14 protein-coding genes are annotated in these 12876 nt (G+C 67.8%); 6 read left to right on the forward strand and 8 right to left on the reverse strand.

Translation table 11 applies throughout. The features are described 5' to 3' along the window. Positions 1-21: 21 nt before the first annotated feature. A complete protein-coding gene (gene chvE / locus P3F85_RS13245) occupies positions 22-1149 on the reverse strand; it encodes a multiple monosaccharide ABC transporter substrate-binding protein (RefSeq protein WP_374008174.1) in 1128 nt (375 codons plus the stop codon). Positions 1150-1460: 311 nt separating this feature from the next. On the opposite strand from chvE, the gene P3F85_RS13250 reads away from it, so the two are divergent. The 4 genes from P3F85_RS13250 (at position 1461) to P3F85_RS13265 (ending at position 5258) form a co-directional block, all read left to right on the forward strand. Then, positions 1461-2495, forward strand: coding sequence for a LacI family DNA-binding transcriptional regulator (locus tag P3F85_RS13250; RefSeq protein WP_374008176.1), 1035 nt, complete (start codon positions 1461-1463; stop codon positions 2493-2495). A gap of 100 nt (positions 2496-2595) precedes the next feature. Continuing rightward, positions 2596-2886 carry a hypothetical protein gene (locus P3F85_RS13255; protein WP_374008177.1) on the forward strand — a complete coding sequence of 97 codons (291 nt, stop codon included), beginning with the start codon at positions 2596-2598 and terminating at the stop codon, positions 2884-2886. Between the two features lie 140 nt (positions 2887-3026). After that, positions 3027-3230, forward strand: a complete 204-nt coding sequence (locus P3F85_RS13260; protein ID WP_374008179.1) for a cold-shock protein — start codon at positions 3027-3029, stop codon at positions 3228-3230. Between the two features lie 66 nt (positions 3231-3296). Beyond that, complete coding sequence (locus tag P3F85_RS13265; protein ID WP_374008181.1) at positions 3297-5258, forward strand: potassium transporter Kup; 1962 nt, start codon at positions 3297-3299, stop codon at positions 5256-5258. Between the two features lie 4 nt (positions 5259-5262). Here the strand turns inward: P3F85_RS13265 and P3F85_RS13270 are convergent, their stop codons facing one another. Together P3F85_RS13270 and P3F85_RS13275 are read right to left on the reverse strand one after the other, a co-directional pair. Continuing rightward, the gene (locus P3F85_RS13270) at positions 5263-5589 is read right to left on the reverse strand and encodes a hypothetical protein (protein ID WP_374008183.1); all 327 of its coding nucleotides are present in this window, start codon (positions 5587-5589) and stop codon (positions 5263-5265) included. A gap of 119 nt (positions 5590-5708) precedes the next feature. Next, positions 5709-7070 (reverse strand): flavin monoamine oxidase family protein, encoded by a 1362-nt coding sequence (locus P3F85_RS13275; RefSeq protein ID WP_374008185.1) that lies wholly within the window; start codon positions 7068-7070, stop codon positions 5709-5711. A 191-nt stretch (positions 7071-7261) separates the two neighbouring features. On the opposite strand from P3F85_RS13275, the gene P3F85_RS13280 reads away from it, so the two are divergent. After that, a complete protein-coding gene (locus P3F85_RS13280; RefSeq protein ID WP_374008187.1) occupies positions 7262-8665 on the forward strand; it encodes an APC family permease in 1404 nt (467 codons plus the stop codon). On the opposite strand, the gene P3F85_RS13285 is transcribed toward P3F85_RS13280, so the two are convergent. Then, positions 8628-9356 (reverse strand): YoaK family protein, encoded by a 729-nt coding sequence (locus P3F85_RS13285; RefSeq protein ID WP_374008189.1) that lies wholly within the window; start codon positions 9354-9356, stop codon positions 8628-8630. The two genes, P3F85_RS13280 and P3F85_RS13285, sit on opposite strands and share 38 nt — an antisense overlap. A gap of 173 nt (positions 9357-9529) precedes the next feature. Here P3F85_RS13285 and P3F85_RS13290 point away from each other — a divergent pair, with 173 nt between their 5' ends. After that, on the forward strand, positions 9530-10048 hold the full coding sequence (locus tag P3F85_RS13290; RefSeq protein WP_374008191.1) for a GNAT family N-acetyltransferase: 519 nt from the start codon (positions 9530-9532) through the stop codon (positions 10046-10048). A gap of 24 nt (positions 10049-10072) precedes the next feature. On the opposite strand, the gene P3F85_RS13295 is transcribed toward P3F85_RS13290, so the two are convergent. The 4 genes from P3F85_RS13295 to P3F85_RS13310 all read right to left on the reverse strand — a co-directional run bounded on the left by P3F85_RS13295 (position 10073) and on the right by P3F85_RS13310 (position 12827). After that, the gene (locus P3F85_RS13295) at positions 10073-10846 is read right to left on the reverse strand and encodes an SDR family NAD(P)-dependent oxidoreductase (protein ID WP_374008193.1); all 774 of its coding nucleotides are present in this window, start codon (positions 10844-10846) and stop codon (positions 10073-10075) included. 123 nt (positions 10847-10969) lie between these two features. Next, entirely contained in the window at positions 10970-11686 is a 717-nt protein-coding gene (locus P3F85_RS13300) for a DUF3800 domain-containing protein (protein WP_374008195.1), read from the reverse strand. A gap of 95 nt (positions 11687-11781) precedes the next feature. Further along, complete coding sequence (locus tag P3F85_RS13305) at positions 11782-12339, reverse strand: dihydrofolate reductase family protein (protein WP_374008197.1); 558 nt, start codon at positions 12337-12339, stop codon at positions 11782-11784. After that, the gene (locus tag P3F85_RS13310; protein ID WP_374008199.1) at positions 12333-12827 is read right to left on the reverse strand and encodes an MSMEG_6728 family protein; all 495 of its coding nucleotides are present in this window, start codon (positions 12825-12827) and stop codon (positions 12333-12335) included. Before P3F85_RS13310 ends, P3F85_RS13305 begins: the two co-directional genes overlap by 7 nt. Positions 12828-12876: the final 49 nt, after the last annotated feature.

Consider the following 12876-nt stretch of genomic DNA (forward strand, 5'->3'; position numbering starts at 1 on the left):
CGCCCGAGGAGTCGGGCCGTCCTACTTGAGGTCGGATTCCTTGTAGTAGCCGCTGTCGACCAGGACCTTCTGGTAGTTGTCCTTGGTGACGACGACCGGCTGGAACAGGTAGCTCGGGACGACCTTCACCTTGTTGTCGTAGCTCTTGATGTCGTTCACCTCGGGCTTCTTGCCGGAGAGCAGGTCGTCCGCCATCTTGGCCGCCTCGTTGGCGAGCTGGCGGGTGTCCTTGTAGATGGTCGAGTACTGCGTGCCCGCGATGATCTGCTTCACGCTGGCGACCTCGGCGTCCTGACCGGTGATGATCGGCAGGTTCTTGCCACCCGAGCCGTAGCCGGCACCCTCCAGAGCGCTCAGGATGCCGTCGGAGAGGCCGTCGTAGGGCGACAGCACGCCCTGCACCGCGGCGCCCGTGGAGTAGGACTTGGCGACGAGGTCCTGCATGCGGGCCTTAGCGGTGGCCGGGTCCCAGCGCTGGATCGCGACCTGGTTGAAGTCCGTCTGTCCGCTCTTGACGACCAGCGTGCCGTCGGAGAGGTACGGCTTCAGGGTCGCCATCGCGCCGTTGTAGAAGAACGTCGCGTTGTTGTCGTCCGGGCTGCCGGCGAAGACCTCGACGTTGAACGGGCCCTTCTGCCCGGTCGGCTTGCCGTCAGCGTCGAGGACGCCGAGCCCGGTGAGGAGCGAGTTGGCCTGGTAGACACCGACCTTGTAGTTGTCGAACGAGACGTAGTAGTCGACGTTCTTGTCACCGGTGAGCAGCCGGTCGTACGAGATCACCTTGATGCCCGCCTTGGCGGCAGCGTCGAGCTGGTCGGTCAGCGATCCTCCGTCGATGGAGGCGATGATCAGCACCTTGGCGCCCTTGGTGATCATCGTGTTCACCTGCTGCACCTGGGTCGGGATGTCGTTGTTCGCGTACTCCAGGTCGACCTTGTAGCCGTTCTTCTCGAGGTCCGACTTCACGGCGTTGCCGTCCGCGATCCAGCGCTCGGACACCTTGGTCGGCATGGCGACGCCGACCAGCGCGCCCTTGTTGTCCCCGGAGCCTGCGCCCGCGTCTCCTCCGCGGCCGCCTCCCGAGCATGCGGCGAGTGCGACCGTGACGCCGAGTGCGGCGGCGGCCAGTGCGACTTTCCTGAATTTCACTGTGATTCCCTTCGAGCGGTGGGGCGACCGGTGCGCCCAGTGCGCACGGACTCGCCGTGCTCGGAACTGTCACGCGTGCGGCATCCAGCGTCGGACGGGGCAGTGCAGTGGCCGTCGCGGCTGTGCGATCCGGCTGCTGACATGAGCGACTCCCTCGTCGTATGCTGGGCCGAACGCGATATATGTGACCGGTCCCAGAACGGGTTAGACGCTATGACGCGGAGGCCTTGGCAGTCAAGTGCCACGCCGAAAAATATGATGAGAACGTTCAGAGCGGCACAGTCGCCGCTCCCGCCGACGAGACAGGACCGATGGACAAGCGCGGACCCGACGAACAGCGCGCACTCTCCATCCGGGACATCGCCCGGCTGGCCGGAGTGTCCCGCCAGACGGTCTCGCGCGTCCTGAACGGCGAGCGCTACATCAAGGCGTCGACCGAGGCGCAGGTCCGCAAGGTCATCGAGGAGAACGCGTGGCGGCCGAACAGCGCGGCCCGCGCGTTGGCCACCTCCCGATCCCAGACGATCGGGCTGCTGGTCTCGGCACGGTCGCACTACGGCCCGTTCAGTGCGGCGACGGCGATCGACGAGGCGGCACGCGCCCGCGGCTACGCCATCCTCTCCGCCACCCTGGCACGGGAGGACGACGCCACCATCTCCGAGGCGCTCGACGCCTTCGCCGCCCACGGCGTCGACGGCGTCGTCGTGATCGCCCCGCAGCAGCGTGCCCACGAGGCACTGAAACGGGTCGCGATCCGGGTCCCGTTCGTGAGCCTGCACTGGAAGGACGTGGGCGACGCCCGGGTCGCCGCCTTTGACCAGGAGGCCGGTGCACGCCTCGCCACCCGGCACCTCATCGAGCTCGGCCATACGCGCATCCGCCATCTCGCTGGGCCGCAGGACTGGAGCGAGGCGGAGGACCGGATGAACGGGTTCCTGGCCGAGCTGTCCGATCACGACCTGCCGGCGACCGCGCCCATTCTCGGCGACTGGACACCGGACCTGGGTTACGAGGTCGGTCTGCGCCTGCTCGACCATCCGGATTTCACGGCCGTGTTCGCCTCGAACGACCAGATGGCGCTGGGCCTCATGCACGCGGCGGCCGACCTCGGCCTCTCGGTTCCTGGCGACCTCAGCATCGTCGGGTTCGACGACATCCCCGAGGCCAAGCACTTCGCGCCGCCCCTGACCACCATCCGTCAGGACTTCGGCTGGCTGGGCGCCCGCGCGATCGACGTGCTGCTGTCGCAGATCGAAGGTGAGGACGCGTCCGAGCTGACCGACTACCCGGTCCCGGAGCTCATCGTGCGCCAGAGCACCGCTCCCCCACGCAGGCCGTTCGCATAACGAACGTTCAAATGAGCCACAGGCCGTACCCGGTCTGCGGCCCTCGGCAGCGGACTGATAGACCAGTGCTCAACCCGACAATCCCATCCCGAGGGAACCCATGAGTGACAAGTCCTGGCGCGCCTCCTTCGTGCATCCCCAGCACCCCTGGCGCGATTTCGAGCACACGTTCGCCGACGAGCGGGAGCATCCGCCTGCGAGCATCCGCCGGGAGGCATCGCTGGCGGGTATGCCGTCGGTCGATATCTATCTGCTGAGCGACTCGGAGCCCTGGCCCGTGTCGAGCGTCTTCACCTACACCGAGTCGCTCGTCGGCGGGTTCGCGGACCACCGCCCTCTGGACTACAGCCTGGACCTGCCGGCGGCCGAGGAGACGCCCGACCCCGTCTGAGCGGTGGGGGTTACGGCTGTCACGAAGAGAAACCTGACAAGCTTACCGGCTGCATCTGTGCTTTTGCGGCATTGGCACGTGTACGATGAAGGGGTCCAGCGCCTGAATAGCTTGCGTAGGGCGTGAAAGGAAGAAAAACGATGGCTCAAGGTACCGTCAAATGGTTCAACTCGGAGAAGGGGTACGGCTTCATCGCCCCGGATGACGGCAGCGCCGACGTCTTCGCTCACTACAGCGAAATCTCCGCTCAGGGTTTCCGTAACCTCGAAGAGAACCAGAAGGTCGAGTACGACCTGGCTCAGGGTCCGAAGGGACCCCAGGCCGCAAACATCCGCCCCCTCTGACGGCAACCGGTGCCCGGCCTCACGGCCGGGCCCGCGCCGGCGGCGTTACCAGAGTACGGTGGCGTCGTGGGTGATGTGCAAGAGCGTGTGAGCAAGGCCTCCCCGGAGGCGGAGGGCCAATCCGGCCATTCGCTGAACCGCGGGCAAAAGGCCCTGTTCGGCGCCGCACTCGCTGCGCTCGGTGTCGTCTTCGGCGACATCGGGACCAGCCCCCTTTATGCACTGAAAACCGTCTTCCTGCTCGACGGTGGCGCTGTCGGCGCCGAGCAGGAGGACGTCTTCGGCGTGATCTCGCTCATGTTCTGGAGCGTCACGATCATCGTCTCGATCAAATACCTCGGCATCCTGATGCGCGCGGACAATGACGGCGAAGGCGGCGTCATGGCCCTTGCCGCGCTGGCCAAGCGTCTCTACGCGGGCAACGCATCCCGTGCCGGCACTCTGCTCGTCATCGGAATCGTCGGCGTCGCCCTGTTCTACGGCGACTCGATCATCACCCCCGCGATCAGTGTCCTCTCGGCTGTGGAGGGTCTCCACGTCACGGTTCCGGCGATCTCGCACATGGTGCTGCCCATCTCGGCGGTCATCCTCGTGATCCTCTTCGCGGTCCAGCGCTACGGAACCGGCAAGGTCGGCGTCCTCTTCGGCCCCGTCATGGTGCTGTGGTTCGCCGTGCTCGCCGCCGCCGGCCTGAGCATGGTGGTGCAGTACCCGGCCGTCCTTCTGGGCCTCTCCCCCAGCTACGCGATCGTGTTCATCGTCGCGCATCCGACCATCTCGTTCATCGCGCTCGGCGCGGTGGTCCTCGTCATCACCGGCGCAGAGGCCCTCTACGCCGACATGGGCCACTTCGGCCGTGCGCCCATCCGGCGCGCGTGGTTCTTCCTGGTGTTCCCCGCACTGACCATCAACTACCTCGGCCAGGCCGCGCTCATCCTGCACAACCCCGCGGCGCGCGCCAACCCGTTCTTCCTGCTGATCCCGGAGTGGGGACGGCTCCCCGTGGTGATCCTCGCCACCGTCGCGACCGTCATCGCCAGCCAGGCCGTCATCTCGGGAGCCTTCTCGCTGTCACGTCAGGCCGTGCAGCTGGGACTCCTCCCGCCGCTCACCATCCGGCAGACCTCCAAGCACGAGGGCGGGCAGATCTACCTGCCCGCCATCAACTTCCTGCTGTTCCTCGGCGTGATCGCGGTGATGTTCGCCTTCGGCTCGTCCGACCGGCTGTCCACCGCCTACGGCATCTCGGTCACCGGCGCCCTCGTCGTGGACACCCTCCTGCTGCTGCTCGTCTCCCGCCCGCTGTGGCACTGGGCGCCGTGGAAGATCGTGCTCGCCGCCGTCGCGTTCGGCGGTCTCGAGCTCGCGTTCCTCGCCGGCAACCTCTCGAAGATCGTCAACGGCGGCTGGGTGCCACTGCTCATCGCCGCGGCCGTGATCCTCATCATGACGACGTGGCGACGCGGCCGTCAGCTCGTCCAGCAGGACCGGCAGCGCAAAGAGGGATCGCTCACCGACTTCATCGAGCATGTGCGCCGCGAGAACCTCCCCCGCGTGCCGGGGATCGCGATCTTTCCGCACCCCAACAAGGACACGGTCCCACTGGCGCTCCGCGCCCTCGTGAAGCACAACCACATCCTCCATGAGCACGTCATCATCGTCGCGATCGTGACCGCACAGGTCCCGCACGTCCCGATCGAGGAGGCGTTCGAGTACGACGACCTCGGCTACGCGGACGACGGAATCGAGTTCCTCAGCATCCGGTTCGGGTTCTCGGACAAGACCGACGTACCGCGCGCGCTCCGCGCCGCCTGCCGGGCCGGGGCACTGCCCCTCGACGCCGCCAACTTCAAGAAGGCCTCCTACTTCGTCTCGCGAGGAGCCATCCGCACCACCCGGACCCAGGGAATGGTCCGCTGGCGCCGCTCCCTGTTCGTCGCCCTCGCGCACAACGCCGCCGACCCGGCCGCCCGCTTCGGCCTCCCGCCGCTGCGGACGGTCACCATGGGAAGCGACGTCGAGATCTGAGTCGTCACCAGCCGTGCGTGTTGAACCACTCGCGGCGCTGAGCGGCTTCGGCGTCGGATTCGAGCGGATCCGAGGTGTCGTGCTCGGTCAGCCGACCGGCCGCATCCAACTCGATGAAGCGCTGGCAGTGGGGGCAGGCCGCGCGACCGCCGGGGAAGCCGTCGTCGAGCGTGGCCGCCGGCGTGCCGGCCCGGCCGGAGCCCGGGCAGCGCAGCGGGTCCGCCCCCGCGTCCGACCACATGGCGCCCTGGTAGCGATGCAGCCCCGGGTGGCCCAGCGGCCGGGTGCAGCCGCGGCCATCCCGGCGGCTCGGGCAGTAGCGGAGCTCCATCCCTCGATTCTCCCCTCGGAAAGAAGGAGAGCAGGCCCGAAATCTCCGACGGAAAGCGGTGCTGCAGGAGATTCGAAGGCTGGGCCGCCGAATCTCCGACGCTAGCGGCGAAGCTACCGTCAGGCGGGTACCACCGCAGCCACGATCGCCGCCGCCGTCTCGCGGCCGACGCGGATCGCGCCGTCGACGTGCTGGTAGCCCTTGCCCGCCATATCGCTGCAGGAGAAGTGGATCGGGCCCACCGGTCTGCGCAGATCGGCTCCGTAGCGGGCGAGGCCGCCCATGTCGAAGCTGGCCGCGTACGCGCCGCGGGTCCACTCCTCGCTCCCCCAGTCGCTCTCGTAGTAGACGACGGGGTTCAGCGCCTGCTCCCCGTAGTAGTGGGCGAGCGACTCCAGGATGCGCGCCTTGCGCTCCTCGGGAGCGAGCTGGAAGACCTCGTCGGCCGCCTCGTCGGAGACGAAGCCGACCAGCGTCCCGCGCGGGTCGCCGTGGTAGCTGTTGTCGTAGGCCTCATGCACCAGTTCGTAGGGGCTGAAGGCCGTGCCGCTGTAACCGAGGTCGCGCCAGAACGGCGTCTCGTAGACGGCGTGCACCTTGATGACGAAACCCATCGAGAGGTGCTGGTGCAGCTGCTGCTGGCGGCGCGGCAGCGGCGGCTCGTACGAGATCCGGCTGATCAGTACGGGCGGAACGGCGAGGATGGCGAAGCGGGCGCGCACCTCGACCCCGTCCGCGATCGCCGTGACGCCGGTCTCGTCCCACCGCAGCGTCCGCACCGGTGCGCTCAGGTGCACGTCGTCGCCCAGCCGCTCGGCCAGGAGCAGCGGCACCTGCTGCAGGCCGCCCTTGACCCGCTTGTCGAGGATGAAGTCGGCGTCGACGAGGTTCGAGAAGCTGCCCGCGCTGGCCGCCATGAGCAGCGCCTGCAGCGCCGAGAAGGCGTGGGCCGGCTTGGTGAGCATGGCGCCCGCGATGAACATGCCGATGTTCTGCCGTGCCTCCTCGTCGTCGGTCTGCGTCTCGAGCCAGCGGCGGAAGGAGATCTCGTCGAGCTCCTTCGCCCGCGGGTGGGCCCACGGCCGGTCGGGATCGATCTCGGCGACCAGCTGATCCAGCCGCTCGATGAGCCCGACGATCTCCTTCTCGGTGGAGGGGGCGACCGGGAAGATCTCACCCTCGAACGTGCGGCGCTCGCCCTTCTCTCCGAGGTAGATGTTGATGCCCTCGCGGTAGCGGCTGTAGGTCTCGAGGCCGAGATCAGCGAGCGTCTCGATGAGCGCATCCTGGTCCGGGGAGACCCACTGGCCGCCGATCTCGAGGGTCGCGCCGTCGATGTCGTCGGTCCACAGGCGGCCGCCGACGCGGTCGCGCGCTTCGAGCACGGCGACGGTCAGGCCGGCCTTCTTCAGTTCGGTCGCGGCGGTGAGACCGGAGGCTCCAGCGCCGACGATGACGACGTCCCGTTCGATGCTGCTCATTGCTATCAGCTCCGTTGTGTTGGCTGTTCGGACGAAGGGCACACTACCGGATTCGTCTGCGAAATGGGGATTTCTCGACTCGATCATCACCGAAAGCGGCCATATGCCTATGTAATCCGTTGTCTCGACTTCGGATTTCGTACTCCCTTCGTTTAGGATGACGGGACCCTGACAAGAGCGAAGGAGCTCGCGTGCCCTCCACCTCCGCACCCACGCTGCGACGATCCCTCGGCCTCTGGGCGATCGTCGGTCTCGGCCTCGGCTACATGACGCCGATGACCGTCTTCGACACGTTCGGCATCGTCACCGGAGAGACCGACGGCGTCGTCCCGGCCGCCTACCTCGTCGCTCTAGTGGCCATGGTGTTCACGGCGATCAGTTACGGGCGGATGACGCGGGTATACCCGTCGGCGGGGTCGGCGTACACGTACGCCTCAGAGACCATCCACCCGAACGTCGGCTTTCTCGTCGGCTGGTCCTCGCTCCTCGACTACCTGCTGCTCCCGCTGGTGAACGCCCTCATCGTGCGGCTCTACCTCGAGTCGTTCTTCCCGCAGGTCCCGGGCTGGATCTGGGTGGTCGGCTACGTCGCCGTCATCACGGCGATGAACCTGTTCAGCATGTCGTCGACCTCCCGTGTGAACGGGATCCTGGTCGTGTTCCAGATCGTGCTGATCGCCGTGTTCGTCGTCCTGACCTGGACCGCCCTCAACAACGGCGCGGGCAACGGCACCCCGTTCAGCCTGGCGCCCCTCCTCCATTCCGGCGTGCACCTCGGCGCGGTGATCGGCGGGGCGACCGTCGTCTGCTTCTCGTTCATCGGGTTCGACGCGATCACGATGTACACAGAGGAGGCGAAGGATGCGCGGACGGTGCCCCGCGCGATCGTGCTTGCCCTGATGATCGGCGGTGCGATCTTCTTCGTGGCCGCCTGGTTCGCCCAGTCGCGGTTCCCGGACCTCGCCGGCTTCCACTTCACCGACGACACGCTCCCCGAGATCGCACTGAAGACCGGCGGGCTGCTCTTCCAGATCCTGTTCATCTCCGCCGCGGTGGCGGCAGCGGTCGCCTCCAGCCTCGCCTCGCACGCGAGCGTCTCCCGCATGATCTACGTGATGGCGCGCAACGGCAACGGGCGCGTCTCTCGCGGCCTCTCGTACATCCACCCGCGGTTCCGCACGCCCGCGACCGCGGTCCTGCTGGTCGGGGCGGTCTCTCTGCTGGCGGCGGCGTTCACCCTCGAGTTCGTCTCGTCGATGATCAACTTCGGGGCGCTCATCGCCTTCACCGTCGTGAACGCGACAGTGATCATCCACTTCGCGATCCGTCGCCGTGAGCGCCGTGGCGCCGCCCAGGTGGTGCGCAACATCGTCCTGCCCGGGATCGGGATGGTGCTGACCGGCGTCCTCTGGGCCAACCTGCACCTCGACGCGCTGACCTACGGGATCGTCTGGCTGGCGATCGGCATCATCACCCTGCTCGTCATCACCCGGGCCCTCCGCAGGCCGCTTCGAGTGAAGCTGGACGACGACGGCAGCGAAAGCCCTGCCGCCATCATCACGCGCGAGGGCGCGCCGTCGGAGGCGTCCCGCTGACGGGAGCTGCGCCCCGGGACTCGTGCGCAGCCACGTGGCCGAGCACGGCGGCCCCAGCGCTGATCACGGCGGCGAGACCGAGCGGCGCCGCGACGTGCACGCGCAGCAGCGCGGCGCCGACCAGTGCGCCGAGGGCGATCAGCACGACGGCCGCGGCCCGGCGACGCCACGGCTGACCGGAGCCGCCCGCGAGCCGTGAGTCCGCGGCGAGTCCGGTGATGGTGGAGGTCACCACCACGGTCGTCACATCCTTCACGGCGAGGTGACGCGCAACGGCCGCCTGGAAGCCCATGGCCGCGGCGAGAAGCGTGCTGATGGCGAGCTGCCACGGCTGCGGGGGAACACCGCCGGTGAAGAGGGTCGCGACTGTCAGCACCGCCAGTGCGATCGCCACACCCGTGAAGGACCAGCTGGTGCGGGTGTTCCACCCGATCGACTCGCGGCGCAGCGTCCGGCCGCCGATCACCGCCCCGGCCATGAAGGCGAAGAGCGCGACCAGCGGGCCCACCCAGGGCAGGCCCTCGGCGCCCGCGAGCGCCATCCCGAGCACCACGACGTTCCCGGTCATGTTGCCGGCGAACACCTTGTCGAGACCGAGATAGCCGACCGCATCCACGATGCCGGTCGAGAACGTGAGCGCGAGCATCAGCAGAAGCGTCAGGTCCAGCTGTCGCGTGGTGGTCGTGCTCATCGTCTCTCCTGCCGCACCGGCCGCTCGCCGTGTGCACCCCCTAGGTTCGCACGGCCGAGACGGCCCGCCGGCGATCGAAGGAGGTTCGCCGCGAAATCTCCTTCCATTGGCAGTGCTGCAGGAGATTCGCAGCGGATTCGGCCGAAACTCCTGCGGGAGCTTACGGTAGCGGGATGGACGGCACGAGCATCCGCATCAGGAGCGCAGCGGCGAGCGAGTATCCAGCGATCGGCGAGCTGACGCACGCGGCGTACACCCACGACTACGACGACCTCCCGGAGCACTACCGGGAGGAGCTGAAGCATCCCGAAGCCCTCGCGGACGACTTCGAGTTCTTCGTCGCCGAGGACGAGGCGACCGGCGAGCTGCTCGGAACCATCGCCCTGCTCCGCCCCGGCCGGGACAACGGCGGCCACATCGCGGAGGACGAACTGTACTTCCGGCTGCTCGCCACGCATCCGTCGGCGCGGGGACGCGGGCTCGGCGTCCGGCTCACCGAGTTCGCCCTCGATCAGGCGGCGGCGCGCGGACAGCGGGCGGTCGTCCTGAACAGCGGACCGGACATGGTAGGGGCGCACGCCCTGTACTACAAGCTCGGCTTCAGCCGGCGCTCCGAGCGCGAAGGCGTCATCGCGCTCCCGGATGGGCGCGAGCTCCAGCTGCTCACCTTCGTGCGGGACCTCTCCGCCTGACCGCACCCGGCGGCGAGCAGGCGGTCACATCGTCTGCCGGAGGCCTCCGTCGATGACGACATCCGCACCGGTCAGGTTGCCGAGCACCGGGCTCGCCAGCATGACCGCGAGCGCGGCCACCTCATCCGGTGTCGTGAAGCGCCCGGTCACCATCGACTCCTCCGCGCCACGGCGCACCTGCGCGGGGTCGGCACCGGTCGCCGCGGCAACGGTCTGCGCGACACCGCCGCCGCCCAGCCACAGGTCGGTCGCGACCGGTCCCGGGCTGATGGAGTTGACCCGGATGCCGCGATGCCCGACTTCCTTCGAGAGCGACTTGGTGAAGCTCAGCAGCGCGGCCTTCGCGGCGCTGTAGTCCATCACCAGTGGATCGGCGAGGATCGCGTTCTCGGACGCGATGTTCACGATCGAGCCGCCGTCCGGGATGCGGTCGAACAGCGCGCGCGTCGTCCGCACGGCGGCGAGGGCGTTCAGCTGGTAGGTGCCCGTCCACTGCTCGTCCGTGATGGACGGGAAGCCGCCCGGCCGCGGCGGAGCCGATCCGACGTTGTTGATCAGGATGTCGACCGGACCCTCGATCAGGCCCGCGACGGCGAGGATTCCGTCGTTGCCTCCCAGGTCGGCTTCGAGGAGCCGGAAGTCGCCCTCGTCCTGGGCGGCGGTGGTCTCGGGTGTGCCCTTCCGGGCGACCCCGATCACGGACGCGCCCTCACGGAGGAGGGCTCGGACGATGGCCAAGCCGATCCCGCGACTGGCTCCGGTGACGACGGCACGCTTACTGGTGAGTTCGAGATCCACAAGCGGAGGCTATGGGTTCGCGCATCCCCGTGGCTAGATCCGCCGGGAGCGCCAGAGGAGGAACCGTAGTAGGGTTGGTTACGCAGGCTCCCGCCACACACGTGGATACGGGGGCCTTGCTGTTTAGTCGACCTCGTTATTGTGTTCGCACACGGCATCCGCTCTTCTGAGGAAGTCCTCGTACCAGCTCCAAGCGAACGCATTGTGCGCGTGCCGATTGACGTGTGCATATGCCGAATACGCGACCAGGTCCGCCATCTGGGTCCATTGCGATCGCCTCGAATCGTGGAACATCGGGTCCTCGATCACGTGCCGATTGTCGAGCTTGAGCGCTCGATGGGCGTCGAAGTAGGTCGCGTCCGAGCCGTCCCCATCCATGCCCACGAACACGAAATCCCCGGCGGCGCGATGTTCCGCGTCCCATCGTTCGATCAAGGACGCGTAAACGCGACCTTTTTCAGCGGCGTACGCCGACCCTCGCGAGCTTGTCTGCTTCCAAATGGCACCCGTCCGGATGTGCTCACAATCCCGCAAGACCTCAAGGCAGCGTTCCGCGACCTCTCGGCCCAGATCCTTCCAATACACAATCCCGTCGTGGACGAAGCGAGCAGGCGGATTGGTGGAGACTCGGTCCCGACCATTGACGTAGTTGGTCGTATGCAGTTCTACCGCTGGCGGGATTCCGTAGTCGCGCCAGAGCGTCTTCCGGAGTTCAAGCCATTCTCTCAATGCCAGGCGCCACCCAGCCGGAGAGACCTCAACCCACGCGTAGACGATCCATCCCCTCTGAGGATCCCCGGAGTCGTCTACGTAGATGAGTCGGGAGAGAGAGCCGGTCACTGATTCACAGTACAAGGCAGTCGCGGCGCGGTTCGGGCGGTCGAAGAAAAGAGGTCAGATCCCGGTAAGAGTGGGCCGTGGCTAGATCCGCCGGGTCACCCGTAGCGCAGGCGGCGGTACTGCTCGTAGACGACGCGGCCGCCGAATGTCCGCGTTCCGACCAGCGTGAGCGGGAGCTCCTGTTCGAGCGGCGGCCAGTACCGGGTCCCTCCTCCGATCGCGATGGGATAGCGGAAGAGCCGGTACTCGTCCACGAGGTCGAGGGCGATGGCCTCCGCGGCCAGGTCGGCGCCTCCGATCGAGACGTCCTTGTCGGTCGATCCCAGGGCGGCGGCGATCTCGTCCGCGAGGGGTGCTTCGGCGAGCCGTCCGCTGCCGTCCACCTCGCGAAGGGTCCGGCTGAACACCACCTTGGGAAGCGCCGCCCAGACGTCCGCGAACGCCGCTCCCGAAGCCGGCCGCCGGAGGCTGGCGTCCGTCTCCCAGACCAGCATCGTCTCGTACAGCCGTCGGCCGAGCAGGTACCCGCCGAGCCGTCCGACCTGGGCGAGCTGGAAGCGGAACTGCTCGTCGCTCGGGGCGGTGAAGTCGAACCCGCCCTCGTCATCGGCGATGAAGCCATCCGCGGAGACGCCCATCGAGTAGATCAGCACGGCAGCAGGCTAGTGCGTGGGAACGGCGTGCGGGAGGGCGTCCCGTCGGCCTCCCGGGTCGCGCCGGGCCAGACGTAGGCGAGGTCGTCCGGGACATCGGGGAACAGCGGGCGGTAGAACTCCGGGTCCTTGCGCACGAGGTTCGACCGGTGGCTCCGGTGGAACGCGGCGTCGCCGATCCACGGCGGCAGGTCGAGGTCGTCCTGTGACTGGCCTGCGACGTCGGGCGCGAACTCGAGCACCTGCGGCCGGACGGTGTCGGCGTGGCCGAGCTCGATCCAGGCGTCCGCGGATTCCAGCGCGTACTTCGTGAGCGCGGGGACGTATCCCCGCCACATCTTCGCCACCGGGTGGTTGCGCCATCCATAGCCCGGAACGGTGATCGCGCGCAGCACCTGCAGCGCCTCCACACGCTGTTTGCCCAGGCGGGCGCGGTCCAGCAGGCGCACGCTCCGGCCGAAGGACGCATAGGGCAGGAAGGTCTGCATGTCGCTCACCGTACGCCGGAAGCCGACAGGCCAGCGTACTCGCCGCCAA

The organism is Leifsonia sp. T36S-04, assembly GCF_042465655.1.
In the GTDB taxonomy this organism is placed as follows: Bacteria; Actinomycetota; Actinomycetes; order Actinomycetales; family Microbacteriaceae; genus Leifsonia.